The 25,671-nt window shown below is 68.2% G+C and carries 21 protein-coding genes and 7 tRNA genes; 15 read left to right on the forward strand and 13 right to left on the reverse strand.

Annotated features, from left to right (window positions below; genetic code table 11):
- The first annotated feature begins 134 nt into the window (after nt 1–134).
- Complete coding sequence (locus tag E5S66_RS04285) at nt 135–1,715, forward strand: M20/M25/M40 family metallo-hydrolase (protein WP_138347886.1); 1,581 nt, start codon at nt 135–137, stop codon at nt 1,713–1,715.
- 93 nt (nt 1,716–1,808) lie between these two features.
- Here E5S66_RS04285 and ppx read toward each other — a convergent pair whose 3' ends face one another.
- The 5 genes from ppx to E5S66_RS04310 all read right to left on the reverse strand — a co-directional run bounded on the left by ppx (nt 1,809) and on the right by E5S66_RS04310 (nt 9,324).
- Entirely contained in the window at nt 1,809–3,338 is a 1,530-nt protein-coding gene (gene ppx / locus E5S66_RS04290) for an exopolyphosphatase (RefSeq protein WP_138347888.1), read from the reverse strand.
- Between the two features lie 53 nt (nt 3,339–3,391).
- Nucleotides 3,392–5,470 carry a polyphosphate kinase 1 gene (gene ppk1, locus E5S66_RS04295; protein ID WP_138347889.1) on the reverse strand — a complete coding sequence of 693 codons (2,079 nt, stop codon included), beginning with the start codon at nt 5,468–5,470 and terminating at the stop codon, nt 3,392–3,394.
- Complete coding sequence (gene phoR, locus E5S66_RS04300; protein WP_138347891.1) at nt 5,467–6,804, reverse strand: phosphate regulon sensor histidine kinase PhoR; 1,338 nt, start codon at nt 6,802–6,804, stop codon at nt 5,467–5,469. Before phoR ends, ppk1 begins: the two co-directional genes overlap by 4 nt.
- 111 nt (nt 6,805–6,915) lie before the next feature.
- Complete coding sequence (gene phoB / locus E5S66_RS04305) at nt 6,916–7,617, reverse strand: phosphate regulon transcriptional regulator PhoB (protein WP_028838409.1); 702 nt, start codon at nt 7,615–7,617, stop codon at nt 6,916–6,918.
- A 75-nt stretch (nt 7,618–7,692) separates the two neighbouring features.
- Nucleotides 7,693–9,324, reverse strand: a complete 1,632-nt coding sequence (locus E5S66_RS04310; protein ID WP_138347893.1) for a M48 family metalloprotease — start codon at nt 9,322–9,324, stop codon at nt 7,693–7,695.
- Between the two features lie 116 nt (nt 9,325–9,440).
- Between E5S66_RS04310 and grxC the strand changes: the two genes are divergently transcribed.
- The 3 genes from grxC (at nt 9,441) to E5S66_RS04325 (ending at nt 11,216) form a co-directional block, all read left to right on the forward strand.
- Nucleotides 9,441–9,719, forward strand: coding sequence for a glutaredoxin 3 (gene grxC, locus E5S66_RS04315; RefSeq protein ID WP_028838410.1), 279 nt, complete (start codon nt 9,441–9,443; stop codon nt 9,717–9,719).
- Nucleotides 9,716–10,102 carry a carboxymuconolactone decarboxylase family protein gene (locus tag E5S66_RS04320; RefSeq protein WP_028838411.1) on the forward strand — a complete coding sequence of 129 codons (387 nt, stop codon included), beginning with the start codon at nt 9,716–9,718 and terminating at the stop codon, nt 10,100–10,102. The genes grxC and E5S66_RS04320 overlap by 4 nt, the downstream gene beginning before the upstream one ends.
- Before the next feature lie 109 nt (nt 10,103–10,211).
- Entirely contained in the window at nt 10,212–11,216 is a 1,005-nt protein-coding gene (locus E5S66_RS04325) for an isocitrate dehydrogenase (protein WP_138347895.1), read from the forward strand.
- Between the two features lie 91 nt (nt 11,217–11,307).
- On the opposite strand, the gene E5S66_RS04330 is transcribed toward E5S66_RS04325, so the two are convergent.
- From E5S66_RS04330 to E5S66_RS04355, 6 genes are all read right to left on the reverse strand, one after another.
- Nucleotides 11,308–12,075 (reverse strand): Bax inhibitor-1/YccA family protein, encoded by a 768-nt coding sequence (locus E5S66_RS04330; RefSeq protein ID WP_138347897.1) that lies wholly within the window; start codon nt 12,073–12,075, stop codon nt 11,308–11,310.
- A 63-nt stretch (nt 12,076–12,138) separates the two neighbouring features.
- Nucleotides 12,139–12,223, reverse strand: a tRNA-Leu gene (locus E5S66_RS04335).
- A 113-nt stretch (nt 12,224–12,336) separates the two neighbouring features.
- Nucleotides 12,337–12,412: transfer RNA gene (locus E5S66_RS04340), tRNA-Lys, on the reverse strand.
- Between the two features lie 69 nt (nt 12,413–12,481).
- Nucleotides 12,482–12,558, reverse strand: a tRNA-His gene (locus E5S66_RS04345).
- 22 nt (nt 12,559–12,580) lie between these two features.
- Nucleotides 12,581–12,657: transfer RNA gene (locus E5S66_RS04350), tRNA-Arg, on the reverse strand.
- 33 nt (nt 12,658–12,690) lie between these two features.
- Nucleotides 12,691–12,767 (reverse strand) — tRNA-Pro (locus E5S66_RS04355).
- Between the two features lie 269 nt (nt 12,768–13,036).
- On the opposite strand from E5S66_RS04355, the gene tig reads away from it, so the two are divergent.
- The 8 genes from tig to E5S66_RS04395 all read left to right on the forward strand — a co-directional run bounded on the left by tig (nt 13,037) and on the right by E5S66_RS04395 (nt 21,999).
- Nucleotides 13,037–14,329 (forward strand): trigger factor, encoded by a 1,293-nt coding sequence (gene tig / locus E5S66_RS04360; RefSeq protein ID WP_138347899.1) that lies wholly within the window; start codon nt 13,037–13,039, stop codon nt 14,327–14,329.
- A gap of 33 nt (nt 14,330–14,362) precedes the next feature.
- Nucleotides 14,363–14,986 (forward strand): ATP-dependent Clp endopeptidase proteolytic subunit ClpP, encoded by a 624-nt coding sequence (gene clpP, locus E5S66_RS04365; protein WP_028838415.1) that lies wholly within the window; start codon nt 14,363–14,365, stop codon nt 14,984–14,986.
- Nucleotides 14,987–15,127: 141 nt separating this feature from the next.
- Nucleotides 15,128–16,417, forward strand: a complete 1,290-nt coding sequence (gene clpX, locus E5S66_RS04370; protein WP_138347901.1) for an ATP-dependent Clp protease ATP-binding subunit ClpX — start codon at nt 15,128–15,130, stop codon at nt 16,415–16,417.
- A 217-nt stretch (nt 16,418–16,634) separates the two neighbouring features.
- Complete coding sequence (gene lon, locus E5S66_RS04375) at nt 16,635–19,091, forward strand: endopeptidase La (RefSeq protein WP_138347903.1); 2,457 nt, start codon at nt 16,635–16,637, stop codon at nt 19,089–19,091.
- Between the two features lie 222 nt (nt 19,092–19,313).
- Nucleotides 19,314–19,586: an HU family DNA-binding protein gene (locus E5S66_RS04380; protein WP_028838418.1), complete on the forward strand. Its 273-nt coding sequence runs from the start codon at nt 19,314–19,316 to the stop codon at nt 19,584–19,586.
- 114 nt (nt 19,587–19,700) lie between these two features.
- Nucleotides 19,701–19,775 (forward strand) — tRNA-Val (locus E5S66_RS04385).
- Between the two features lie 60 nt (nt 19,776–19,835).
- Nucleotides 19,836–19,912: transfer RNA gene (locus E5S66_RS04390), tRNA-Asp, on the forward strand.
- A gap of 119 nt (nt 19,913–20,031) precedes the next feature.
- A complete protein-coding gene (locus E5S66_RS04395; RefSeq protein WP_138347905.1) occupies nt 20,032–21,999 on the forward strand; it encodes a SurA N-terminal domain-containing protein in 1,968 nt (655 codons plus the stop codon).
- Nucleotides 22,000–22,092: 93 nt separating this feature from the next.
- On the opposite strand, the gene E5S66_RS04400 is transcribed toward E5S66_RS04395, so the two are convergent.
- Complete coding sequence (locus E5S66_RS04400) at nt 22,093–22,881, reverse strand: enoyl-ACP reductase FabI (protein ID WP_138347907.1); 789 nt, start codon at nt 22,879–22,881, stop codon at nt 22,093–22,095.
- A gap of 99 nt (nt 22,882–22,980) precedes the next feature.
- Nucleotides 22,981–23,745 carry a hydroxyacylglutathione hydrolase gene (gene gloB, locus E5S66_RS04405; RefSeq protein ID WP_138347909.1) on the reverse strand — a complete coding sequence of 255 codons (765 nt, stop codon included), beginning with the start codon at nt 23,743–23,745 and terminating at the stop codon, nt 22,981–22,983.
- Nucleotides 23,746–23,791: 46 nt separating this feature from the next.
- Between gloB and E5S66_RS04410 the strand changes: the two genes are divergently transcribed.
- Genes E5S66_RS04410 through dnaQ form a run of 3 tightly spaced genes read left to right on the forward strand, consistent with a single transcriptional unit; the run spans nt 23,792 to nt 25,637 of the window.
- Nucleotides 23,792–24,454, forward strand: a complete 663-nt coding sequence (locus E5S66_RS04410) for a hypothetical protein (RefSeq protein ID WP_138347911.1) — start codon at nt 23,792–23,794, stop codon at nt 24,452–24,454.
- A complete protein-coding gene (rnhA, locus tag E5S66_RS04415) occupies nt 24,451–24,909 on the forward strand; it encodes a ribonuclease HI (RefSeq protein ID WP_038052498.1) in 459 nt (152 codons plus the stop codon). Before E5S66_RS04410 ends, rnhA begins: the two co-directional genes overlap by 4 nt.
- Complete coding sequence (gene dnaQ, locus E5S66_RS04420) at nt 24,909–25,637, forward strand: DNA polymerase III subunit epsilon (protein ID WP_028838423.1); 729 nt, start codon at nt 24,909–24,911, stop codon at nt 25,635–25,637. The genes rnhA and dnaQ overlap by 1 nt, the downstream gene beginning before the upstream one ends.
- The last annotated feature ends 34 nt before the right edge of the window (nt 25,638–25,671 follow it).

A 25,671-nucleotide genomic window follows, 5' to 3' on the forward strand; every position in this document is an offset into this window, starting at 1 on the left:
GGGCGCGCGGAACGTGCGCCCCGTCACGGCTGCAGGTGAGGCAGCCATGACCAAAGGCCCGGGTGCCGATGCCACGGCGCTGGCTAGACTCCGGTCTTTGCCGCAGTTCCCCGGGGATGACGATGAAGCGATTGATGTTGACGGCCGCCTTGCTGGTGGCCGCGCTGGGCAGCGCGCAGGCGCAGGAAAAGGTGGACCTGGACGTGACCTCGCAGATCCGCCAGGAAGCATTCCAGCGTTCGCAGGTGATGGCCACGCTCAATCACCTGACCGATGTGATCGGGCCGCGCCTGACCAATTCGCCGTCGATGGCGAACGCCAACCAGTGGACGCGTTCGAAGTTCAGCGAATGGGGGCTGGCCAACGTGCACGACGAAGCGGTGGCCGACATCGGCCGCGGTTGGGCGTTCACCGACGCCAGCATGGAAATGCTGTCCCCGCGCGCGATGCCGCTGCACGCGCTGCCCAAGGCGTGGACGCCCGGTACCAACGGTGCGGTCGAGGGCGAGGCGATTTTCGCCAAGATCGAGTCGAAAGCCGATCTGGAAAAGTGGAAAGGCAAGCTGAAGGGCAAGATCGTCTTCACCGACGCGTTGCGCCCGTACAAGCCGAATGAGAAGTCGGACTTCAGCCGCCACGACCACGACAGCCTGGAGGAACTGCTGTCCTACCCGCTGCCGCAGGAGCGCAACAGCGATCCCGAGATGATGGCGCGCTACCGCGCGCGCATGGAGCTGGCGCCGCTGGTCAACCAGTTCCTGATCGACGAGGGCGTGGCCGCCACGGTGTCGATCAGCAGCTGGAACGACGGCATCGTGCGGGTCATGGGTGGCGGTTCGCGCAAAGCCGGCGAGTCGGTCGGCGTGCCGGCGCTGGTGATGATGGCCGAGCACTACAACACGGTGATGCGCGCGCTGGAGCGCAAGGAAGCGGTGAAGCTGCGCCTCAATGTCGATGCGCGCTTCATCGACGAAGCCAACCAGCCCGGTTACAACACTATCGCCGAGATCCCGGGCACCGGGCCGCAGAAGAATGAAGTGGTGATGCTGGGCGCGCACCTGGATTCCTGGCACACCGGCTCGGGCGCCAACGACAACGGCGCCGGCGTGGCGGTGATGATGGAGGCCATGCGCATCCTCAAGGCGGTGGGCGCCAGGCCCAACCGCACCATCCGGGTGGCACTGTGGACCGGCGAGGAGCAGGGCCTGATCGGCTCGCAGGATTACGTGGGCAAGCACTTCGGCAAGTTCGAGGAGCCGAAGGACCCCGAACAGAAGGCGCTGCCGGCGTTCTTCCGCCAGAGCAAGGGCAAGCTGATCCGCACCGCCGACCACGGCAAGATCTCCGCCTACTTCAACCTCGACAACGGCAGCGGCAAGATCCGCGGCATCTACGCGCAGGAAAACCTCGCCGTGGCGCCGATCTTCGAAGAATGGCTGAAGCCGTGGAACGACGTCGGCGCCACCATCGTCACCCAGCGCAACACCGGCAGCACCGACCACGTCAGCTTCGACGCGGTGGGCATCCCCGGCTTCCAGTTCGTGCAGGACCAGCTGGACTACTTCAGCCACGTCCACCACACCCATCTGGACGTGCAGGACCACGCGGTGGCGGCCGATTTGAAGCAGGCTTCCGCGATCGTCGCCTCGTTCGTCTACAACACCGCGATGCGCCCGGCCAAGCTGCCGCGCAAGCCGTTCGTGGAAACGAAGTAAGCGCTTTGCCGCGTGCGATGCGCAGGGCCGGCCGTGCGCCGGCCCTTTGTTTTCAAGCACCTGCGCCCGCACGGTGGCGGCGGGTTGAAGCGCTCAGTCGAGCGCCAGCTTCAGGTTGATGCCCAGCCCCAGCATGTCTTCCGGCTCCGCCTCCAGGTCCGCGCGCAGCAGCGGGCGCGACTGCAGCCAGCGCCGATCCAGCTGCAGCAGCAGGCGGTCGCCATCGGCCCGCAGCTGCAGGCCTTGCGGCTGTTCGCTGCTGCGCGAACGGTGCAGCAGCACCGCCAGCCGCAGCAGCGCGGCGCTGCGGCGGGCGTTGGCCAGCAGGCGGTCGGGAATCATCTCGAACGCCGATTTCGGCACGTTGCGCCGGTGCGTGCGCACCAGCGCGGCAAGGAAACGCTGGCCCTGCTGCGAGAAGCCGGCGATGTCGGAGTTCTGCAGCACGTAGGCGCCGTGGGTGTGGTAGCCGCTGTGGGCGATGGCCAGGCCAAGCTCGTGCAGGCGCGCCGCGCGGCTGAGCATCGCGCGGTCGTCGTTGCTCAGCCCCCAGTCGCCGGCGACTTGTTCGAACAGCCCCAGCGCGGTGGCTTCGACCCGCGCGGCTTGGGTGGCATCCACGCCATAACGGTGCATCAGCGCCGCCACCGATACGTCGCGCGGGTCGTCGGCGCCGCCGCGTCCGAGCAGGTCGTACAGCACGCCTTCGCGCAACGCCGCCTTGCTGACCTGCAGCCGTTCCAGCCTTAACGCGGCGAACACCGCCTCCAGCACCAGCACGCCGCCGGCGATCACCGGGCGGCGGTCGTCGGACAGGCCGGGCAGCACGATGTCCTCGATCCGGCCGGCCTGCAGGATGCGGTCGCGGATCTGCGCCAGCCCCTCGGGGGTGATCGAACCCTTGGTCAGCTTCATCGCTGCGCAGATGCCGCCGATCGCCTTGTGGGTGCCGGAAGTGCCGATGGCTTCGTCCCAGCCCAGCCGGCGGTAGGTGGCGGCGAATTGCTGCAGCTGCGCCGACACCTCGGTGAACGCGGCGTTCCAGCGCTTCCGGGTGAGCTTGCTGCCCTCGAAGAAGCGGCGCGTGCTGGCCACGCAGCCGACCTGCAGGCTTTCGCGCTCCAGCGGGATGAAGCCTTCGCCGATGATGCATTCGGTGGAACCACCGCCGATGTCGATGACCAGCCGTTTCTGGCCTTCCTGCGGGGGTTGCTCATGGGCCACGCCCAGATAGACCAGACGCGCTTCCTCGCGGCCGGAGACCACGTCGATGGCATGGCCCAGCGCCGCTTCGGCCGGGGCCAGGAACGATTCCGGCGCACGCAGCTGGCGCACCGTATGGGTGGCCACCGCGCGCACATGCCGCGGCGGGATCTCGGCGATGCGCTGGCCGAACCGGGCCAGGCAGGCCAGCGCGCGTTCGCGCACTTCCGGCGCCAACCCGCCCAATGCGTTCAGGCCTTCGCCCATGCGCACGGTTTCGCGCAGGCGATCGACCACCCGCAGCTGGCCCAGCACCCGCTGCGCCACCACGATATGGAAGCTGTTCGAGCCGAGGTCGACTGCTGCCACCAGGTCGCCGTCGCGCAGCGGTGCGGGGGCCCGGGGCGGAAGCGGGCTCATGCGATCGGTCGGATAGGGGGGCGCATGCGCCATTATCGCCTGCGCGGTCGCCGTCAGGCGTCCAGCGCGGCCAGCAAGGCCAGCTGCGCCGAGAACGGCTGCTCGCCGGGCGCCGGCAGGCGACGTTCGTAGCAGCCGTCGGCGCGCAGTTCCCAGGCGTTCTGGTTGTCGGCCAGGTAGTTGAGCAGGCCTTCGCGCTGCACCCGTGCGGCGACGCCGGGGTCCAGCAGCGGGAAGGCGGTCTCCACCCGCCGCAGCAGGTTGCGCTCCAGCCAGTCGGCCGACGAGCAGTACAGCTCCGGCGCGTCGTTGTTGCCGAACCACCAGATCCGGTGGTGTTCCAGGAAACGCCCCACCACCGAGCGCACCCGGATGCTGTCGGAAATCCCGGGGATGCCCGGTCGCACCGCGCAGGCGCCGCGCACGATCAGGTCGATCTCCACCCCGGCCTGCGACGCCCTGTACAGCGCGCGCACCACTTCCGGTTCGTTGAGCGCGTTCATCTTGGCAACGATCCGTCCAGGCCGGCCGGCACGCGCATGCGCGGCCTCGCGCGCGATCCGCTGCAGCACCCCCGGGTGCAGGGTGAAGGGCGACTGCAGCAGGCGCGACAGGGTCAGCGGCGCGGCCAGGCCCGACAGCTGCTGGAAGATCAGGTGCACGTCGTTGCCGATGTCCGGATGCGCGGTCAGCAGGCCGAAGTCGGTGTAGGCGCGTGCGGTGCCGCTGTGGTAGTTGCCGGTGCCCAGGTGCACGTAGCGGCGCAGCGCGCTGCCCTCGCGGCGCACGACCAGCAGCATCTTGGCGTGGGTCTTGTAGCCCACCACCCCGTACACCACCTGCACGCCGGCATCCTGCAGGCGGTCGGCCAGGCGCAGGTTGGCTTCCTCGTCGAAGCGCGCGCGCAGCTCCACCACCACGGTCACGTCCTTGCCGTTGCGCGCGGCCTGGATCAGGTGCTCGACGATCGCCGACTCCTTGCCGGTGCGGTACAGCGTCTGCTTGATCGCCAGCACGTCCGGGTCTTCGGCGGCCTGGCGGATCAGCTCCAGCACCGGGGTGAAACTGTCGAAGGGATGGTGCAGCAGCACATCGCCCTGGCGGATCAGCTCGAACATCGCGTCCATGTCGCGCGGCAGCCGCGGCTGGAACGGGCGGTACTTCAGGTCCGGCCGCTGCACCATGTCGTAGACCTGCACCACCCGGTTGAGATTGACCGGGCCATTGATCTTGTAGACCGCGCTTTCCGACAGTTCGAAATTGGCCAGCAGGCTGTCCACCACCGGTTGCGGGCAGCGCTCGTCGATCTCCAGCCGCACCGCGCGCAGGTAGCCGCGGCCCAGCAGTTCGTCGCGCAGGGCGAGCGCGAGGTTGTCCATGTCGTCTTCATCGACGATCAGTTCGGAATTGCGGGTCACCCGGAACTGGTGCGCGCCGGTGACCATCATCCCCGGGAACAGCTCGTGCACGAACGCGGACAGCACCTCGCTCAGGAACACGAAGTCGTGGAAGGCATCGCCATCGCCGTCGGCATCGGGCAGGCGGATGATCCGCGGCAGCGAGCGCGGCGCGCGCACCACCGCAAGATGGCCTTCGCGACCGAAGGCGTCGCGGCCTTCCAGCTGCACCACCACGTTGAGCGACTTGTTGAGGATCTTGGGGAACGGATGCGCCGGGTCGAGGCCGAGCGGCGACAGCACCGGCATGATCTCCTCCTGGAAATGCGCGCGCAGCCAGCCGGCCTGTTCCGCCGTCCATTGTTCGCGCTGCAGCAGGCGGATGCCCTGCTCGGCCAGCGCCGGCCGCAGCTCCTCGTAGAAGCAGCGGTACTGCGCATCGACCAGCGCCGCCGCGCGTTCGTGGATGCGCTCCAGCAGCACCGCCGGCGCCAGCCCGTCCATGCCCGCGGGAAGGTTCAGTTCCACCGCGTGGCGCACCGCGCCGCCGCGGATCTCGAAGAATTCGTCGAGGTTGGTGCAGGAGATGCATAGGTAGCGCAGCCGCTCCAGCAGCGGCACCGACGGGTCCTGCGCCTGCGCCAGCACGCGAAAGTTGAAGTCGAGCTGGCCCAGTTCGCGATTGGCGTACAGCGACGGGTCGTGCAGCGACGGCAGGCTGGAATCGGTGGTCATGTCGGATGGATAGCCGATGAGTCGTGGTCGAGGCCGCGGTCGAGCACGCGCTCGGGGCCGAAGCGACAGGAGAAGGTACTGCCGATGCCGACTTCGCTGTCGATGCGCAGCTGGGCTTCGTGCAGGCCCAGCACGTGCTTGACGATGGCAAGGCCAAGGCCGGTGCCGCCGGATTCTCGCGAACGGCTGGTGGAGACGCGGTAGAAGCGTTCGGTCAGCCGCGGCAGGTGCGCGGCCGGGATGCCGTAGCCGGAATCGCGCACCGACAGCAGCGCGCCGCCGTCGGCTTCGCGGCTCAGGCGGATGCTGATGCCACCGCCGTCGGGGGTGTAGCGCACCGCGTTGCTGACCAGGTTGCCGAAGGCGCTGTGCAGCTCCTTCGACGCACCGCGCAGGTCCACCTGCGCCAGGTCCTCGACCTGCACGCGATGGCGACCGCCGCTCAGCGCCTCGGCTTCGCGGCGCAGGCTGGCCAGCAGCGGCGCCATCGCCACGTGTTCCTCCGGCAGCTGGTCGCGCGCCTCCAGCCGCGACAGCGTCAGCAGGTCCTCGACCAGCCGGGTCATCCGCTGCGACTGCCGGCGCATTTCCGCCAGCAGCGCCGCCCATTCCGGGTTGTCATCGGCGTCGAGCATTTCCAGATAGCCGTGGATCACCGTCAACGGCGTGCGCAGTTCATGCGAGACGTTGGCGACGAAGTCGCGGCGCATGTGTTCCAGCCGCAGCAGCTTGCTGACGTCGCGCGCCAGCAGCAGCCACAGCTCGTCGGAATAGGGGAGCAGGCGCAGGCTCAGGCGCCGGCCCGGATCGACCGGCGAGGCCACGTCCTCCATCGGCTCGGCGTTGCGCCCGGCCGCCAGCCATTGCGCCATCGGCAGCGGCTGCAGCGCCTGCGCCACCGGCGCGTTGTGGTGCTGCGGGTAGTGCAGGCCCAGCAGTGGCGTGGCCGCCTCGTTGAACCACAGCACGCGCTGGCTGTTGCGTTCCACCAGCACCACCGCGTCGGGCAGCGCCGCGGCTACCGCGCGATACGCGCGCAGCATCGTCAGCAGCCGGCGCTTGCGCATGCGCATTTCGGTCTGGCCGCGGAACAGCAGGGCGTCCAGCGAATTCCAGGCGCCGCTGCCGCCGACTGGTTCCGGCCGCTGGCGCGCCTCCAACCGCTGCAGCACCCGGTGCAGCCGCCAGTAATGCCAGCCCACCACGCCCAGCGCGGTGATCGCCAGCGCCGGCCACGGATGTCCCAGCAGCAGGCCCAGGCCCAGCCCGGCAAGCAGCACCAGGGCGAGTTGTCCCAGCGTGCGGAACCAGGCTTGGCGGGCGTCGGGCGACATCGGGCAAGTATCCGTGTTTGCCCCCCGGCCTGCTTGCCGGGGAGGCGGGAAGTGGGCGAGGGCGCGTGGCGTCGCTGCGTGTGCCGCGGGCGCGCAGCGCACGAAGCAGATTCAGGCCGAGGCGGAGAACCGGTAGCCGGCGCCGCGCACGGTCTGCACCATCGCGTCCAGCAGATGCGGTTCCAGGGTCTTGCGCAGGCGGCGGATGTGCACGTCGACGGTGCGCTCCTCCACGTACACGCTGCCGCCCCAGACATGGTCCAGCAGCTGGGTGCGCGAATACACGCGCTCGGCGTGGGTCATGAAGAAGTGCAGCAGGCGGTACTCGGTGGGGCCCATCTGGATCGGGTGCGAGGCGCCGTCGAGGTCGGCGAACACGCGGTGCGCCGCGCCGTCGATGCGCAGCGCGCCGACCTGCACGCTGCCGTCGTCGTCGTCGTCGCGCGAGCGTCGCAGCACCGCGCGGATGCGCGCCAGCAGCTCACGCGCGGAGAACGGCTTGACCACGTAATCGTCGACGCCCGCCTCCAGCCCGCCGACGCGGTCGTTTTCCTCACCGCGCGCGGTCAGCATGATGATCGGGATGTCGCGGGTCAGCGCATCGCGACGCCAGCGCCGGGCCAGTTCCAGGCCGCTGGTGCCGGGCAGCATCCAGTCCAGCAGGATCAGGTCGGGCACGCGCTCGGCGATGCGTTCCTGCGCCTCGCGGGCGTCGGCGGCCAGCAGCGGCGCGTAGTCGCCCTTGCGCAGGGCGTAGGCCAGCATGTCGCGGATCGCGGGCTCGTCTTCGACAATCAGGATGTGCTTTTGCATGTCGTCCGATGGTCGCGCCGCGGAGGGGCGCACCCCATCATTACACGACGGTTTGGTGACAGTTTCGTGACCCTGTCACCTGCCGCTGCGCACCCCGAAACCCAGCCGCCCGCCGCTGGCTTCGTCGTCGCGCACGCCCTGCCGGCGCAGCTCCAGCACGGTCGGGGTAATCGCGGCGATGCGCGCGTCGATCCGGGCGCGGGCGTAGTAGTCCAGATCGTCGCGCTTCTTCAGGTTGTTGAGCTGCACCAGCGCCTGCTCGGGGCGGCCGGACAGGTAGGCGGCCTCGGCCCAGGCCTCGCCCGCGCGCACCGGCTCGCCGGCGATCTCGTTGGCGCGCGCATAGGCCTGCTGGAACGGCAGGTCGTCGCCGGCACCGCCCAGCAGCGGGCGCAGCACCGCCACCGCGCGGATGCCCGCCTCGCGGGTATTGCGCTCGCCCAGCAGCCGCGCATAGCCCAGCGCCAGCGCGCGGTGGGTGGGCATGCGCGCCAGCAGCGCCTCGAAGCGGCGGTCGGCGTCCCGGGCGTGGCCGGTGCGGGCCTCGGATTCGCCCAGCGCGATCTGCAGCCACAGGTTGTCCGGCCGCGCCTGCGCCAGTGGGGCCAGCTCCTGCAGGGCCTGCGCATGCTGCCCGGCCTGCTGGTGGGCGAACGCCAGTCCGTAGCGGCGCGCCTCGTCCAGCGGCGCCTTGGCGCGCATCTGCTGGTATTCGCGGATCGCCTGCGCCGGCGTCGGCGCGCTGAGCACGCGCAGGCGCTCGCGCGCCCAGTCGAAATCGCCGGTGCTGCCCTGGCCCTGGCGGCTGCGCGCGCCGGTGGCGATGCGCAGGCCCGGCGGCAGCAGCGGGTTGTTGCTGGGCCCGGTGGCAGCGGTATTGGCCAGTGTCGGTTCCAGCTTGGCGGCGCGTTCGCGCGCTTCGCTGATCCGCGACAGGGTCAGCGGATGGGTCTGCAGGTAGCCGGGCACGGCGCTGCGCTCGTCGCCCTGGTTCATCCGCACCACCGACTGCAGGGTCTGGAAGAAGTCCGCCATCGCTTCCGGGTCGTAGCCGGCGTGGGCGAGGGTGCGGATGCCGATGCGGTCGGCCTCGGCCTCGTTGTCGCGGGTGTAGTTGATCTGGCGCTGCTGCAGCACGCCCAGGCCGGTCATCAGCGCGGCCGAAGTGGCGTCGCCGCTGGAGTTGCCCCCCGCCTGCTGGGCGGCCACGATCGCGCCCAGCGTGGCCAGCAGGATCGGCAGGCTTTCGCGCTGGGCCTTCTCGGCGCCACGCAGAACGTGCTGCTGGGTGACGTGGGAAATCTCGTGCGCCAGCACGCCGGCTACCTGGTCCTCGCTGTCCGCCGCCAGCACCAGGCCCGCGTTCATGCCGATGTAGCCGCCGAGGGTGGCGAAAGCGTTGATCTGGCGGTCGCGCAGCATGAAGAAGGTGAAGCTCTGTTGCGGCCGGTCGCTGGCGCCGGACAGGCGCTGGCCGACGTCGTCCAGCCAGCCGTCCAGCAGCGCATCGTCCAGCACGTAGCCGGCGTGGCGCAGCTGCGCCAGCACCATCGCGCCGTACTCGGCCTGGCGGGCGGGCGAGAGCATGCTGCCGGCGGACGAGCCGATGTCCGGCAGGCCGCGGTCCTGGGCGATGGCCGCGGCGGTGCCGGTGGCCAGCAGGCAGGCGAGCAGGGCGGTGGACAGGCGGCGCGGGGAAGGAGTCATGCGGACAGGATGCGGGCTGGGCGAAGGCGGGGCGTGAATGGGGCTTGAGCGGCTGGAAAACCAGCGCGGCGGCCCCATATTCGACCAGATTCCCGCCCACAGATTCAGGAGATCCCATGAGTGCCGCAGAGACCCCCGCCATCACCATCTACAGCACGGCGGTCTGCCCGTACTGCGTGATGGCCAAGAACTTCCTCAAGAGCAAGGGCCGCGAGTGGACCGAGGTCCGCATCGACACCGACCCGGCCGAGCGCGAAAAGATGGTCGCGCTGACCAGGCGCACCAGCGTGCCGCAGATTTTCGTCGGCGACGTCCACGTCGGCGGCTACGACGACATGATGGCGCTGCACCGCGAAGGCAAGCTGGAGCCGCTGCTCGAGGGCAAGCCCGCATGAGCGACGCCGACGACCGGATCAAGCAGTTCACCGAATTCCGCCAGCGCATGAACAAGCGCATCCTGGACGAACCCAACCAGGTGGTGCGGCGCTTCTTCGCGCTGGATACCCAGACCTACCAGCCCGGCGCGCTGGACGTGAAGACCAAGGAGTTGATGGGGCTGACCGCCTCGATGGTGCTGCGCTGCGACGACTGCATCAGCTACCACGTGGCCCAGTGCAAGGACGCCGGCGTCACCCGCGAGGAGATGTTCGAGGCGTTTTCTGTCGGGCTGGTGGTGGGCGGCTCCATCGTCATCCCGCACCTGCGCCGCGCCGTGGATTTCCTGGACCGGCTGGAACAGGGGGAGGCCGAAGCGCCGGCCACCCACGACCATGGTTGAAGGTCGGCGGACATACGCCGTCGCACGGCATCTGCGATAATCGCGGGCTATCTGCCCCCACCCACGGCATCGCGCGGCGCGCGGTGCCGGCCTGTCTGGAAACTGGAAAATGACAACGATCACGGTCATCCGCGGCGACGGCATCGGCCCGGAAATCATGGACGCCACCCTGCACGTGCTGGACGCGATGCAGCTGGGCCTTTCGTACGAGTACGCGGACGCCGGCATGGTCGCGCTGGAGAAGCATGGCGACCTGCTGCCGGCGGCGACCATGGATTCGATCCGCAAGAACAAGATCGCGCTGAAGTCGCCGCTGACCACCCCGGTGGGCGGCGGGTTCTCCTCGATCAACGTCGAGCTGCGCAAGCGCTTCGACCTGTACGCCAACGTGCGCCCGGCCAAGTGCTTCCCGAACACCAAGTCGCGCTTCAGTGGCGGCGTCGACCTGATCACCGTGCGCGAGAACACCGAGGGTGCCTACATCGGCGAGGGCCAGAGCGTTTCCGAGGACGGCGAGACCGCGGTGCTGACCCAGAAGGTCACCCGCAAGGGCTCCGAGCGCATCGTCCGCTACGCCTTCGAGCTGGCCCGCAAGACCGGCCGCAAGAAGGTCACCATCGTGCACAAGGCCAACATCCTGAAGTCCACCTCGGGCCTGTTCCTGAAGACCGCGCGCGAAGTGGCCCAGCAGTACCCCGACATCGAGTGCAACGAGATGATCGTGGACAACACCTGCATGCAGCTGGTGATGAAGCCGGAACAGTTCGACATCATCTGCACCACCAACCTGTTCGGCGACATCATTTCCGACCTCTGCGCCGGCCTGGTCGGCGGCCTGGGCCTGGCGCCCGGCGCCAACATCGGCACCGACGTGGCGATCTTCGAAGCCGTGCACGGCTCCGCCCCGGACATCGCCGGCAAGGGCGTCGCCAATCCGTGCGCGCTGCTGTTGGGCGCGGCGCAGATGCTCGACCATCTGGCCAAGCCGGATCAGGCCGCCCACCTGCGCGAAGCCATCATCGCCACCCTGGAAGCCAAGGATTCGCTGACCCCGGACCTGGGCGGCGAGGGCACCACGATGTCGTTCGCCAAGGCGATCGCGTCGCGCCTGTAAGCGATCCATCGCATGCCGGCGCCAATGCCGGCATCGCCACGAAAAAGGGCACCCTGCGGTGCCCTTTTTCATGTCCGGCAACGATCGGCAATCAGTTGCGCGACTGCAGCTTGCTGAGCAGGCGCAACAGTTCCAGATACAGCCACACCAGCGTCACCAGCAGGCCGAACGCGGCGTACCACTCCATGTACTTCGGCGCGCCCTGTTCCACGCCCTGTTCGATGAAGTCGAAGTCCAGCACCAGGTTCAGCGCGGCGATCACCACCACGAAGCCGGAGAACGCGATGCCGATCAGGCTGCTGTCGTGGATGAAGCTCATGCCCTTGAAGCCGAACAGGCCCAGTCCGATCTGGACGAGGTAGAGCAGGGCGATGCCGCCGGTGGCCGCCACCACGCCGAGCTTGAAGTTCTCGGTCGCCTTGATCAGGCCGCTGCGATAGGCCAGCAGCAGCGCGGCCAAGGTGCCGAAGGTCAGGCCCACCGCCTGCATCACGATGCCCGGGAAGCGCAGTTCGAACATCGCCGACACCGCGCCGAGGAACAGCCCTTCCAGCACCGCGTAGGCGGGGGCGGTATAGGGCGACCAGGTCTTCTTGAAGATCGTCACCAGCGCGACGATGAAGCCGCCGATCGCGCCGCCCCAGACGTAGGGCATCACCGCGCCCGGGTTGCCGGCGGCCATCGCGGCGGAGAACTGCGCCCAGGTGAACAGCGCGCCGGCCAGCGTCAGCACCAGCAGGATGGCGGTCTTGTTGACCGCGCCGTTGAGCGTCATCGCCCCCGCGTCGCCCTGCACCAGGGTGCCGCTGCCGAGGTCGAGGAAGGTGTTGTCCTTGAGTGCGGGATTGCCGCTGCGCATGGGGATCATCCTGTGCTTGGTCGGCTGCCGCCGGATGCGGCGAGGATAACAGCCGTTGCAGGATGGTGCGAAAGGCGGGACTCGAACCCGCACGCCTTGCGGCACTGGAACCTAAATCCAGGGCGTCTACCAATTCCGCCACTTTCGCGCGCCGGCATTGTAGCGGCGCCGGCTGGCACCGCGGGCGAACCGCCGGTTCGAGTCCGCGCTGGCGCGTCGGGCAAAGAAAACGCCCGGCTTGTGGCCGGGCGTTTCGGGGTTTGGTGGGCCGTCAAGGATTCGAACCTTGGACCTATTGATTAAGAGTCAACTGCTCTACCAACTGAGCTAACGGCCCCGAAGAAGCGAAATTGTAGCAAACACTCGATCAACTGCAAATACCCGCGGCCGATCGTTCATCAAAGGGTGGGGTGGCTGAAGGGACTCGAACCCTCGACAACTGGAATCACAATCCAGGACTCTAACCAACTGAGCTACAGCCACCACCGAAAACTGTCCCGCTGTTTGGCGCGCCCGGCAGGAATCGAACCTGCAACCACCGGCTTAGAAGGCCGGTGCTCTATCCGGTTGAGCTACGGGCGCCCGGGCCGGAACTTGAACCAGGCGACACCGGAATGGTCGGGGTAGAGGGATTCGAACCCCCGACATCCTGCTCCCAAAGCAGGCGCGCTACCAGACTGCGCTATACCCCGCCCGATGGAACCGATTTCATTCCAGCGCCCGCCCGGTTGCTGCGATCACTGTCTTCCGAGCACGCCAGCGCAACGAAAGGCCGGGCATTGTCCGACTGCGCGCGCCGTCTGTCAACGCGTCATCGCCGGATGGGTGGCGAGGCGGGCGGAAATCGGGGAAACTAGCAAGTTCCGCGCGGTCGTGGCCGCGCCCGGGGCGACTGTTCCGGTAACCGCATCCATCCGCACAATTCCGGGTTCTCGCGAACCCGCCCAGGAGTCATCGCATCATGCAAGTCTCGGTCGAATCCATCGGCAACCTCGAGCGCCGCGTCATCCTCAGCCTGCCCGCCGGCGACGTCGAGGCGCAGATCGGCAACCGCCTGCGCGAGATTGCGCACACGGTGCGGATCAAGGGCTTCCGCCCGGGCAAGGTACCGACCAAGGTGGTCGAGCAGCGTTACGGCGGCCAGGTCCGCGCCGAAATCCTCGATGGCCTGCTGCGCGAGGGGCTGGGCAAGGCGGTGCGCGAAAACGAGCTGAACGTCGTCGGCGCGCCGCAGATGATGCCGGGCGAAGACGCCGCCGAGGGCGAGCTGAAGTACGTGGCTTCGGTGGAGCTGGCGCCGGACTTCGGTGAGCTCGACATGAGCAAGCTGGAAGTCGTGCGCCACACCGCGGAAGTCACCGATGCCGACGTCGAGCGCATGCTCGAGAACCTGCGCCAGCAGCGCGCCAGCTGGACCCAGGTCACCCGCGCCGCCAAGGCCGGCGACCTGGTCAACCTGGAAACGAGCAGCACCGTCGACGGCACCCGCATGCCGGCCGAAGGCGTGGAGCGCACTAGCACCGTGCTGGGTTCCGCCGCGATCTATCCCGAGGTCGAGTCCGCCATCGCCGGCATGCAGCCGGGCGAGGAGAAGACCCTCGACGTGACCCTGCCGGCCGACTGGCACGCCGCGCAGTTCGCCGGCAAGACCATCGCCTCGACCTTCAAGCTGCTGGACGTGGCCGAACAGGTGCTGCCGGAAGTCGATGCCGCGTTCATCCGCAGCTTCGGCGTCAAGAGCGGCGACCTGGAGCAGTTCAAGGCCGACATCCGCAGCAACCTCGAGCGCGAGCTCAAGGGCGCGCTGATGAACCGCCTGCGCCGCGAAGTCGGCGAACAGCTGGCGACCGTCTACAAGGACGTCGAGCTGCCGCCGCGCCTGGTCGAGAGCGAGGCGCAGGCGCTGATGGCCAACGCCGCCGAGCAGGCCCGCCGCCAGGGCCAGCAGCTGGCCGCCGCGCCCGAGGCGTTCCAGGAAGCGGCGCGCAAGCGCGTGCTGGTGGCGCTGCTGGTGGGCGAAGTGGCCCGTCGCAACGACCTGCGCCTGGAGCCGGAGCGCCTGAACGAAACCATGCGCCTGATCGCTTCCACCTACGAACAGCCGCAGCAGGTCATTGATCTGTACCGCAACGATCCCCAGTTGATGCAGGGCCTGCAGAACCGCGTGATGGAAGAGCAGGTCACCGACTGGATCGCCGAGCGTGCCCAGCACACCGAAAAGGCGCTGAGCTTCCAGGAAGCGATCAACCAGTAACTTCAACAGGCGGAAACGCCGAGCGAGCAACCAATGGATCCGATCAAGAACCTCAACCTGGTGCCGATGGTGGTCGAACAGACCAGCCGCGGCGAGCGCGCGTACGACATCTATTCGCGCCTGCTGAAGGAGCGGGTGATCTTCCTGGTCGGCGGCATCGACGACCACGTGGCCAACGTGGTCGTCGCGCAGATGCTGTTCCTCGAGGCGGAAAACCCCGAGAAGGACATCAGCCTGTACATCAACTCGCCCGGCGGGATCGTCACCGCCGGCATGGCGATCTACGACACCATGCAGTACATCAAGCCGGACGTGAGCACCATCTGCGTCGGCCAGGCCTGCTCGATGGGCGCGGTGCTGCTGGCGGCGGGTGCCGCCGGCAAGCGCTACGCGCTGCCGAATTCGCGGGTGATGATCCACCAGCCGCTGGGCGGCGCGCAGGGCCAGGCCACCGATATCGACATCCAGGCGCGCGAGATCCTGGCGATGCGCGAGCGCCTGAACGAGATCCTGGCCCGCCATACCGGCCAGGCCATCGACGTGATCGCCCGCGACACCGAGCGCGACAACTTCAAGAGCGCCGAAGCCGCCCGCGACTACGGGCTGGTGGACGAAGTGCTCAGCCGGCGCCCGGAAGAGTCGATCCAGACCAGCTGAACCGAGGGGCGGGCCGTGGACTCACGGATTCCGCCCGCCGGCCGATAACTGGCGTACAACGAAGAACCGCCCCGGCTGGGCCCGGCGGGGGCGTATGGTATTCTCGGGCCGAAGCCGCACTGCGCGGCGAGCGAGTGGCGAATGAGCGAAGACCGTCAGGGACGCAACACCGGCGACAACAGCAAGATCCTTTACTGCTCCTTCTGCGGGAAGAGCCAGCATGAGGTGCGCAAGCTGATCGCCGGGCCCAGCGTGTTCATCTGTGACGAGTGCGTGGAGCTCTGCAACGACATCATCCGCGAGGAACTCGAGGAGAAGGCGCAGTCCAACCGCAGTTCGCTGCCGAAGCCGCGCGAGATCCTCGAAGTGCTGGACCAGTACGTGATCGGCCAGCAGCGGGCGAAGAAGACGCTGGCGGTGGCCGTCTACAACCACTACAAGCGCATCGAGAGCCGGCAGAAGTCGGACGACATCGAGCTCGCCAAGTCCAACATCCTGCTGGTCGGCCCGACCGGCTCGGGCAAGACGCTGCTGGCGGAAACGCTGGCGCGCATGCTCAACGTGCCGTTCACGATGGCCGACGCGACCACGCTGACCGAAGCCGGCTACGTCGGCGAGGACGTGGAAAACATCATCCAGAAGCTGCTGCAGAAGTGCGACTACGACGTCGAGAAGGCGCAGCACGGCATCGTCTACATCGACGAGATCGACAAGATCAGCCGCAAGTCCGAGAATCCGTCGATCACCCGCGACGTGTCCGGCGAAGGCGTGCAGCAGGCGCTGCTGAAGCTGATCGAAGGCACCCTTGCCAGCGTGCCGCCGCAGGGCGGGCGCAAGCATCCGCAGCAGGAGTTCCTGCAGGTCGATACCCGCAACATCCTGTTCATCGTCGGCGGCGCGTTCGCCGGGCTGGACAAGGTGATCCAGCAGCGTTCCAGCGATTCCGGCGGGATCGGCTTCGGTGCCAAGGTGAAGAGCGCCGAGCGCAAGGCCGACATCGGCCAGGTGCTGGCGCGGGTCGAGCCCGAAGACCTGATCAAGTACGGCCTGATCCCGGAGTTCGTCGGCCGCCTGCCGGTGGTCGCCACCCTGGAAGAGCTGGACGAGGCGGCGCTGATCAGGATCCTGACCGAGCCGAAGAACGCCATCACCAAGCAGTTCAAGAAGCTGTTCGAGATGGAAGGCGTGGAGCTGGAAATCCGCCCCGACGCGCTGGCGGCGATCGCCAAGCAGGCGATCAAGCGCAAGACCGGCGCACGCGGCCTGCGCACCATCGTCGAGTCGGTGCTGCTGGACACGATGTATGAACTGCCGTCGCTGGAGAACGTCAGCAAGGTGGTGGTGGACGAGTCGGTGATCGAACACAAGTCCGAGCCGTACCTGATCTACCAGACCGTGCCGGCGCCGGCCAAGGCCGCGGCCGCGGACTGAGCCCCGTCCGCCGCGGATGCGTGGAAAGCCGCCTTCGGGCGGCTTTCGCGTTTCAGCGGGAAGATGCGCCCGTCCGGGTCGGGCGATGCGTCCGCAACGCATTGATTCGGCTGGGATTGCGCGCTCATGGCGGAGATCGCTTGCAACCCGGGCGCAACATCCCCATAAACGAAGCATGGCGGCGCAGGCGCGCCGCGGCCGCAACGGAGTCCCCCACATGGCTGCCCCGACCCGATCCGAATCCCCCGTGCTGCCGGTGCTGCCGCTGCGCGACGTGGTGGTATTCCCGCACATGGTGATCCCGCTGTTCGTGGGTCGCGAGAAGTCGATCCGCGCGCTGGACATCGCCGTGGAAGGCGACAAGCGCATCCTGCTGGTGGCGCAGAAGGCCGCCGACACCGACGACCCGGAGGCCGGCGATCTCCACGAGATCGGCACGATGGCGCAGGTGCTGCAGCTGCTGAAGCTGCCGGACGGCACCATCAAGGTACTGGTGGAGGGCCTGTCGCGCGCGCGCGCCGAAAAAGTGCATGCACAGGACGGCGCGCTGTTCGCGAGCGCGCACGAAGTGGCGTCGGGCGACGAGCGCGAGCCGCGCGAGGTGCAGGCGATCGTGCGCACCCTGCTGTCGCTGTTCGAGCAGTACATCAAGACCAACCGCAAGCTGCCGCCGGAACTGTTGCAGACCCTCTCCGGCATCGAAGAACCCGACCGCCTGGCAGATACCATCGCCGCGCACCTGGGCGTGCGCCTGGCCGACAAGCAGAAGCTGCTGGAAACGCTGGACACCGCCGGCCGGCTGGAGCTGCTGGTGGGGCTGGTCGACGGCGAAATCGACGTTCAGCAGATGGAAAAGCGCATCCGCGGCCGGGTCAAGACGCAGATGGAGAAGAGCCAGCGCGAGTACTACCTCAACGAGCAGATGAAGGCGATCCAGAAGGAGCTGGGCGAGCTCGACGACGCGCCCAACGACCTCGACGAGATCGCCCGCCGGATCGCCAACGCCGGCATGCCCAAGGCGGTGGAAACCAAGGCGCGGACCGAGCTGGCCAAGCTCAAGCAGATGTCGCCGATGTCGGCCGAGGCCGGGGTGGTGCGCAACTACCTCGACTGGCTGCTGGGCGTGCCGTGGAAGAAGCGCAGCAAGGTGCGCAAGGATCTCAAGGGCGCGCAGGAAACCCTGGATGCCGACCACTACGGGCTGGAGAAGGTCAAGGACCGCATCCTCGAATACCTGGCCGTGCAGTCGCGCGTGGCCAAGATGAAGGGCCCGATCCTGTGCCTGGTCGGCCCGCCTGGCGTGGGCAAGACTTCGCTGGGGCAGAGCATTGCGAAAGCGACCAACCGCAAGTTCGTGCGGATGGCGCTGGGCGGCGTGCGCGACGAGGCCGAGATCCGCGGCCATCGCCGCACCTACGTCGGCTCGATGCCGGGCCGGATCGTGCAGAACCTCAACAAGGTCGGCACCCGCAACCCGCTGTTCATGCTGGACGAGATCGACAAGATGTCGATGGACTTCCGCGGCGATCCGTCCTCGGCGTTGCTGGAAGTGCTCGATCCCGAGCAGAACCACACCTTCAACGACCATTACCTGGAGGTCGACCTCGACCTGTCCGAGGTGATGTTCGTCGCTACCTCCAATTCGCTGAACATTCCCGGCCCGTTGCTGGATCGCATGGAAGTGATCCGCATCCCCGGCTACACCGAGGAGGAGAAGCTCAACATCGCGATGCGCTACCTGGTGCCCAAGCAGCTCAAGGCCAACGGCCTGCGCGAGGGCGAGCTGGCGATCGCGGAGAGCGCCATCACCGGCATCGTGCGCTACTACACCCGCGAGTCGGGCGTGCGCAGCCTCGAGCGCGAAATCGCCAAGATCGCCCGCAAGGTGGTCAAGGAGATCGCGCTGAAGGGCCCGCAGCCGGCGCCGAAGAAGGGCAAGCCGGCGAAACCGAAGACGGTGACCGTCACCGACAAGAACCTCGACAAGTACCTGGGCGTACAGCGCTTCGACTTCGGCCGTGCCGAGGCGGAAAACGAGGTCGGCCTGGTCACCGGCCTGGCCTGGACCGAAGTCGGCGGCGACCTTTTGCAGATCGAATCCACGCTGGTGCCTGGCAAGGGCGCGCTGATCCTGACCGGCCAGCTCGGCGACGTGATGAAGGAGTCGGCATCGGCAGCGCTGTCGGTGGTGCGTGCGCGCACCGAACAGCTCGGCATCGACCTGGACTTCCTGCAGAAGCACGACGTGCACGTGCACGTGCCGGACGGCGCGACGCCGAAGGATGGCCCCAGCGCCGGCATCGCGATGGCCACTGCGCTGGTATCGATGCTCACGAAGATCCCGGTGCGCCACGACGTGGCGATGACCGGCGAGATCACCCTGCGCGGCAAGGTCACCGCGATCGGCGGGCTGAAGGAGAAGCTGCTGGCGGCGCTGCGCGGCGGCATCCGCACGGTGATCATCCCGGACGAGAACCGCAAGGACCTGGCCGACATCCCGGCGACGGTGACCAAGCACATGAAGATAGTGCCGGTGAAGTGGATCGACGAGGTGCTGGATCTGGCGCTGGAGCGGCCGTTGCCGGCGCAGACGCGCGGCGGCGGCAAGCCGGCGGCGGCATCGAAGGGCAAATCCAGGGGCAAGGCGGGCAGCCGTCCCGCCGTGCAGCATTGAGCCCCGCACGCGAAGATGCGCGCATGATTGCCGACATGTGTCTGAAAGCCGCACCACTGCTCGCTTTCGTGTTGCGCGCCGGAAACGGCGCTGGTATAAGGTTGGCAACCGCGGCGGTCTGACCTGGCGTCGCGGCAAGCCCGGAACCAAGGCAGGGGAGCGCCGCGGTTCCGGTCAACGAGAATTCTCCGCGTCACTTTCCGCAACGGAGCCAACAAGCAAATGAACAAAGCCGAATTCGTCGAAGCCGTCGCCGACAATGCCGAACTGACCAAGGCCGATGCCGGTCGCGCTGTTGATGCGATGGTCGCCGCCATCACCAAGGCCCTCAAGAAGGGCGACACCGTGACTCTCGTGGGCTTCGGCACCTTCTCGGTCCGCAAGCGTGGCGCCCGTACCGGCCGCAACCCGCGCACCGGCGACACCATCAAGATCAAGGCCTCCAAGAACCCGGCGTTCAAGGCCGGCAAGGCGCTGAAGGACGCGGTCAACTGACCGTTTCCCTCACGGGAATCCTCGAAAAGCCCGGCCGCAAGCCGGGCTTTTTCGTGACTGCCGTCGGCCGCAAAGGTTCCGTTGCGCGGCGCCTGCTGCGATAATCACCGGCCCGGGCACTTAGCTCAGCGGTAGAGCGGCTCCTTTACACGGAGCGGGTCGGGGGTTCGATCCCCTCAGTGCCCACCAGGTTGCGAAAGAAAAGTGTTGCGCCTACGAAAAATGTAGGTATGATTGCGGGCTCACAGCGGAGTGGTAGTTCAGTCGGTTAGAATGCTGGCCTGTCACGCCGGAGGTCGCGGGTTCGAGTCCCGTCCACTCCGCCAGTTTGAAGCAAGAGCCCTGCAGCGATGCAGGGCTTTTTGCTGTGCGCCGGTCGCGCCGCGCGTGCCGGCCGCTTCGCTCGGGTTAGACTAACCGGCTACGTCTCACTGCCGGTTCGCCCATGCTGCAGAAACTCCGCGATAAGACTTCCGGTTGGATCGCCACCGTGATCCTCGGCCTGCTGATCGTCCCGTTCGCCTTCTTCGGCATGGAGTCATACATGTCGCAGCAGGTGGACAACTACGCCGCGCGCATCGCGCAGCCGCCTTCGTGGTGGAAGTCGGCGCCGCAGGTATGGCCGGTGAGCTACCTGTGGACGTTCCACGACATCGATTCGCAGGTCTATCGCGAGCGCCTGGAAATGGTCCGCATGAACATGCGCGAGCAGCAGGGCGAGAACTTCGACCCGAAGGCGTTCGAGTCGGTCGAGAACAAGCGCCGGATCCTCGATGCGCTGATCGACGAACAGCTGATGAAGCTGGCCGCCGAACGCGACGGCATCGTCATCAGCGACGCCGAAGTGCGCGAGTCGATCCGCAAGTTCCCCGATTTCCAGGTGGACGGCGCGTTCAACGCCGACCGTTACCAGCTGCTGCTGGCGTCGCAGAACCCGCCGATGAGCCCGCGCGACTTCGAAGCACGCATCCGCGACAGCCTGAAGAACGAACTGATTCCGTCCGGCATCGCCCGCTCCGCGTTCGTCACCGATGCCGAGCTGGATCGCCTGATGCGCCTGCTGGGCGAGCATCGCGACGTCGGCTTCGTGGCCCTGCCGCCGGTCGCGCCGGATGCCGGCGAAGTGACTGCAGCGCAGATCGATGCGTGGTACCAGGCCCACAAGTCCGAATACCGCAAGCCGGAAACGGTGCGGCTGGAGTACGTCGAGGTCGACGGCAGCGCGGTGCCGGCCGCGGCGGTGGACGAGGCCGCGCTGCACAAGCGCTATCAGGAGCAGATCGGCAAGTATTCCTCGACCGAGAAGCGCGACGTCGCGCATATCCTGGTGACCGTGGCCGCGAATGCCAGCGACGCAGACAAGAAAGCCGCGGAAGCCAAGGCCAAGAAGCTGGCCGCCGAGGCGAAGGCGCCGGACGCGGACTTCGCCGCGCTGGCGCGTGCCAACTCGGACGACGCCGGCTCCAAGGCCGGCGGCGGCAGCTTGGGCCTGATCGCCAAGGGCGGCATGCCGGGCGCGTTCGACGACACTGCCTTCGCGATGCAGGCGGGCGAAGTGCGTGGGCCGGTGAAGACCGATTTCGGCTGGCACATCATCAAGGTGAACACCGTCCAGGCAGCGGTGCAGCGTCCGTTCGAGGACGTGCGCGCGGAGCTGGAGAAGGAGCTGCAGGAAGGCTCGCGCGAACGCGCCTTCAACGAGCTGACCGGCAAGCTGGTCGACGCCGCCTACCGCACGCCGACCTCGCTGGAGCCGGCCGCCAAGGCGCTGGGCCTGCCGCTTCAGACCACGCCGGCGTTTACCCGCGCCGGTGGCCCGGGCATTGCCAGCGACCAGAAGGTACTGCGGGTGGCGTTCTCCGAGACCATGCTGCAGGACGGCACCGCCAGCGATCCGATCGAGCTGGGCCCGGAGCGCACGGTGCTGGTCCGGGTCATCGAACACGAGGCCGAGAAGGCGCTGCCGCTGGCGCAGGTGCGCGACGCGGTGGTGGCGGCGATCCGCGCGGATCGCCAGCGCAAGGCGGCTGAGGCCGCGGCGGACGCGCTGGTGAAGGCGGCGAAGGCCAAGGGCCTGGCGGCAGCTGCGCAGGAGGCCGGGCTGGCCGTGGCCGACCTGAACGACATCACCCGCGGCATGCCGGTGCCGTCGCCGCAGGCGGCGCAGGCGTTCTTCAACGAGCCGCGTCCGCAGGCCGGGCAGGCTTCGGTCAACAAGGTGCTGGCGGGTGGTCAGTACGTGGTGTTCGCGGTGCGCGCGGTGCGCGATGCGGACATCGGCCAGGTCACCCCGCAGGAGCGCGATACCCTGCGCAAGCAGATGTCGGCGGCGCATGGCATGCAGGCCCAGAACGCCTTCATCCGCGCGGCGCGCGCCAAGTACACCATCAAGGTGGCGGAAGACCGGCTCTGACGCGTGGCGGGCGGCGCGGTGGATCGCGCCGCCATCGCCCGGATGTGAAAACGCCCGGCAATGCCGGGCGTTTTTTGTTGCGGCGGAGTGCGATCAGTCGATCCCGCTCATGCCCATGATGTTGTAGCCGGCGTCGACGTAGGTGATCTCGCCGGTGATGCCGTTGGCCAAGTCCGAGCACAGGAACGCGGCGGTATTGCCCACGTCCTCGATGGTGACCGCACGACGCAGCGGTGCGGCGGCTTCGAAGCTGCTCAGCATCTTGCGGAAATTGGCCACCCCCGATGCGGCCAGCGTGCGGATCGGGCCGGCCGAGATCGCGTTGACGCGGGTGCCCTCCGGACCCAGCGCCATCGCCATGTAGCGGACGGTGGCTTCCAGCGAGGCCTTGGCCACGCCCATCGTGTTGTAGTTGGCCAGCGCGCGCTCGGCGCCGAGGTAGGACAGGGTGAGGACGCTGCCGTTGCGGCCCTTCATCAGCGGGCGCGCGGCCTTGCCCAGCGCGGCCAGCGAGTAGGCGCTGATGTCGTGGGCGATGTGGTAGCGCTCGCGGTTGATGCCGTCGAGGAAGTCGCCCTCGATCGCCTCGCGCGGTGCGAACGCGATGCAATGGACGAGGATGTCGAAGCCGTCGCTCCAGTGCTTGCCCAGTTCGGCGAAGCAGTTGTCGATCTGGGCGTCATCGGCCACGTCCAGCGGCAGCACGATGTTGCTGCCGTAGCCGGCGGCGGCGTCCTCGACGCGCGACTTGAGCTTTTCGTTCTGGTAGGTCAGCGCCAGCTCGGCGCCTTGGCGGTGGAAGGCGTCGGCGATGCCGGTGGCGATCGAACGCTGGCTGGCGATGCCGGTGACCAGCGCGCGCTTGCCCTGCAGGAATCCCATGGTGTCTCCTTGAATGTGCGCGTGGGGCGCGTCGAGCGAATGCTCTAGTGTGCCCTGCGCGCGGGGCTGCGGCCAGTGTTCGCGCCCGTACGGAGCGGATCAGGCGCGGAAGCCGTCCTTCCATGCGCGCAGCGCGCCGAACACCTCGGCGTCGCTGGCCAGCTGCCGGCCGGCGTGGCGCTGCGCCGCCGCGTGCACGGCCGGTTCGGCGCAGCGCAGGAACGGGTTGCACGCGCGCTCTTCGTCCAACCGTGTCGGCAGGGTGGGCTGGCCCGCCGCGCGCAGGCGGCGGATTGCGTCCGCCCGCGCCTGCAGCGCCGGATTTTCCGGATCGACCGCCAGTGCGAACGCCGCGTTGGCCAGCGTGTATTCGTGCGCGCAGCAGACCTTCGTGTCGCCCGGCAGCGCAGCCAGGCGCGCCAGCGAGGCGTGCATCTGCGCAGCCGTGCCCTCGAACATCCGCCCGCAGCCAAGGCTGAACAGAGTATCGCCGCAGAACAACAGGCCCTCGCCGTGGTAGGCCACGTGGCTGCGGGTGTGGCCGGGGACGGCCAGCACGCGGAAGCGCCACCGCCCGACGGCCACCTCGTCTCCACTCTCCACCCGTTGGCTGGCGCTGGCGATGCGCTCGTCCCGCGGCGCGAACACCGGCGTGCCCGGCCAGCGCGCCAGCAGCCCGTCGACGCCGCCGATATGGTCGCCGTGATGGTGGGTCAGCAGGATCGCATGCGGCGGCGGGCCATCGCCCAGCGCGGCCAGCACCGGGGCTGCATCGCCCGGATCGACCACCAGCGCGCGGCCGGTGCCATCGCGCAGCAGCCAAATGTAGTTGTCGTCGAACGCCGGGAGCGGCAACGCGTGCATTTGTCCAGCCGTGACGTGATGCGGGCTTTCCCGCAGAATCCCGATCATGCCGCTGTCGCCGTTCCGCCCACAACCCGATCCCGCCGCCGCTGCCTGGTTTGCGGGGGCAATGGGGCAGGTGTTGCTGGATAGCGAAGCCGACTGCGTGGGCGCCGCGCTGCAGCAGCGCCCAGGCCAGGCCGCGCTGTGGTTGGGGCCAGCGGCTGCGCCGCTGCCGGAGGCTGCCGACGGCCCGCTGCCGCTGCGCCTGAACCTGGACGGCGCCGCCTTCCACGGCGACCTGCGCTGCGGCCTGCCGCTGCCGCTGGCCAGCGAATCCTGCGCGGTGGTCATCGTCCAGCATGGCGACGCCTCCGGCTGCGACCAGGACCAGCTGCTGGCCGAATGCGCGCGGGTGCTGTTGCCCGGTGGCTGGCTGTGGCTGCTGGCGTTGAACCCGCTGTCGCCCTACCGGCTGCGCTGGTGGGGGCAGGGGCTGCATGCGCGCGAGCCGGTCACCTGGCGCAAGCGCCTGCGCGCGGCCGGCCTGTCGCCGGATTCGCTGACCCAGGGGATCGGCCCGGTCTGGGAGATCGCCGCGGATGCGCGCCTGCAGGACGGCGTGGGCCTGCGCGCCGCGTTCCTGTTGCGCGCCGAGAAGCGCAGGCTGCCGATGACCCCGCTGCGCAAGCCGCGGCCGCTGGCGCTGCAGGCGGGGACGACGGCGTGAGTCCTGCACGCAAGCACGTGGACATCCATACCGACGGCGCCTGCCTGGGCAATCCCGGCCCGGGTGGCTGGGCCGCGCTGCTGTGCTGGCGCGGCGTCGAGCGCGAACTGTCCGGTGGCGAAGCCGCCACCACCAACAACCGGATGGAGCTGATGGCGGCGATCGCCGCGCTGGAGACCCTGAAGGAGCCCTGCAACGTGGTGCTGACCACCGATTCGCAGTACGTCCGCCAAGGCATCACCGAATGGATGGCCGGCTGGATCCGGCGTGGCTGGAAAACTTCAGGCGGCGATCCGGTCAAGAACCGCGACCTGTGGGAACGACTGCATGCGGCCGCCAGCCGGCATGCGGTCGACTGGCGCTGGGTCAAGGGGCACGCCGGGCATCCCGAGAACGAGCGCGTCGATCAGCTGGCACGTCTGCAGGCGCTCAAGCACAAGGAGTACACGGGCTGATGCGGCAGGTCATCCTCGATACCGAAACCACCGGCCTGGAATGGCAGAAAGGCAACCGCGTGGTCGAAATCGGCTGCGTGGAAATGCTGGAACGGCGGCCGACCGGGCGCACCTTCCATCGCTACCTGAAGCCGGATCGCGAGTTCGAGCCCGGTGCGCAGGAAGTCACCGGCCTGACCCTCGAGTTCCTTGCCGACAAGCCCCGCTTCGCCGAGGTCGCCGGCGAGTTCCTGGACTTCATCGACGGCGCCGAGCTGGTCATCCACAACGCCGCTTTCGATCTTGGCTTCCTCAATGCCGAGCTGGCGCGCCTGGACGGTCTGGGACGCATCCAGGATCGCTGCACGGTGGAAGACACCCTGTTGATGGCGCGCCAGCGCTATCCCGGCCAGCGCAACTCGCTGGACGCGCTGTGCAAGCGGCTGGGCGTGGACAACTCGCAGCGCCAGCTGCACGGCGCGCTGCTCGACGCCCAGATCCTGATGGATGTGTACCTGGCGCTGACATCGGGCCAGGGCGAGATCGGCTTCGACAGCGAGGCGGCGCCGCAGGCAGCCGCCGAGGTGGCGTTCGTGGTGGAGCTGGGCGAAGCTGCGCCGCGCCCACGGGTGCATGTCAGCGCCGAGGAGGCCGAAGCCCACGCCGCGCGGCTGGCCGGCCTGGCCAAGAAGGCCGGGCGCTGCGTATGGCTGGAGCTGGAAGCGGAAGCCGAAGCGGGCGCCGCGTAGCGATTCGGTGCCGACAAGCCCGGCGGTGGTTGCG

Origin of the sequence: Thermomonas fusca, assembly GCF_005862345.1 — a bacterium.
Taxonomy (GTDB): Bacteria; Pseudomonadota; Gammaproteobacteria; order Xanthomonadales; family Xanthomonadaceae; genus Thermomonas; species Thermomonas fusca.

Coding starts and splice junctions, on each gene's coding strand:
- phoR (WP_138347891.1), bottom strand. CDS start 6,804: ATGTCGCCCGACGCCCGCCAAGCCTGGTTCCGCACGCTGGGACAACTC.
- ppk1 (WP_138347889.1), bottom strand. CDS start 5,470: ATGACCACCGATTCCAGCCTGCCGTCGCTGCACGACCCGTCGCTGTAC.
- E5S66_RS04320 (WP_028838411.1), top strand. CDS start 9,716: ATGAGCGACGCCGACGACCGGATCAAGCAGTTCACCGAATTCCGCCAG.
- E5S66_RS04410 (WP_138347911.1), top strand. CDS start 23,792: ATGCCGCTGTCGCCGTTCCGCCCACAACCCGATCCCGCCGCCGCTGCC.
- tig (WP_138347899.1), top strand. CDS start 13,037: ATGCAAGTCTCGGTCGAATCCATCGGCAACCTCGAGCGCCGCGTCATC.
- E5S66_RS04330 (WP_138347897.1), bottom strand. CDS start 12,075: ATGCGCAGCGGCAATCCCGCACTCAAGGACAACACCTTCCTCGACCTC.
- E5S66_RS04380 (WP_028838418.1), top strand. CDS start 19,314: ATGAACAAAGCCGAATTCGTCGAAGCCGTCGCCGACAATGCCGAACTG.
- lon (WP_138347903.1), top strand. CDS start 16,635: ATGGCTGCCCCGACCCGATCCGAATCCCCCGTGCTGCCGGTGCTGCCG.
- E5S66_RS04310 (WP_138347893.1), bottom strand. CDS start 9,324: ATGACTCCTTCCCCGCGCCGCCTGTCCACCGCCCTGCTCGCCTGCCTG.
- grxC (WP_028838410.1), top strand. CDS start 9,441: ATGAGTGCCGCAGAGACCCCCGCCATCACCATCTACAGCACGGCGGTC.
- clpX (WP_138347901.1), top strand. CDS start 15,128: ATGAGCGAAGACCGTCAGGGACGCAACACCGGCGACAACAGCAAGATC.
- E5S66_RS04285 (WP_138347886.1), top strand. CDS start 135: ATGTTGACGGCCGCCTTGCTGGTGGCCGCGCTGGGCAGCGCGCAGGCG.
- E5S66_RS04325 (WP_138347895.1), top strand. CDS start 10,212: ATGACAACGATCACGGTCATCCGCGGCGACGGCATCGGCCCGGAAATC.
- phoB (WP_028838409.1), bottom strand. CDS start 7,617: ATGCAAAAGCACATCCTGATTGTCGAAGACGAGCCCGCGATCCGCGAC.
- dnaQ (WP_028838423.1), top strand. CDS start 24,909: ATGCGGCAGGTCATCCTCGATACCGAAACCACCGGCCTGGAATGGCAG.
- E5S66_RS04400 (WP_138347907.1), bottom strand. CDS start 22,881: ATGGGATTCCTGCAGGGCAAGCGCGCGCTGGTCACCGGCATCGCCAGC.
- E5S66_RS04395 (WP_138347905.1), top strand. CDS start 20,032: ATGCTGCAGAAACTCCGCGATAAGACTTCCGGTTGGATCGCCACCGTG.
- gloB (WP_138347909.1), bottom strand. CDS start 23,745: ATGCACGCGTTGCCGCTCCCGGCGTTCGACGACAACTACATTTGGCTG.
- ppx (WP_138347888.1), bottom strand. CDS start 3,338: ATGAGCCCGCTTCCGCCCCGGGCCCCCGCACCGCTGCGCGACGGCGAC.
- clpP (WP_028838415.1), top strand. CDS start 14,363: ATGGATCCGATCAAGAACCTCAACCTGGTGCCGATGGTGGTCGAACAG.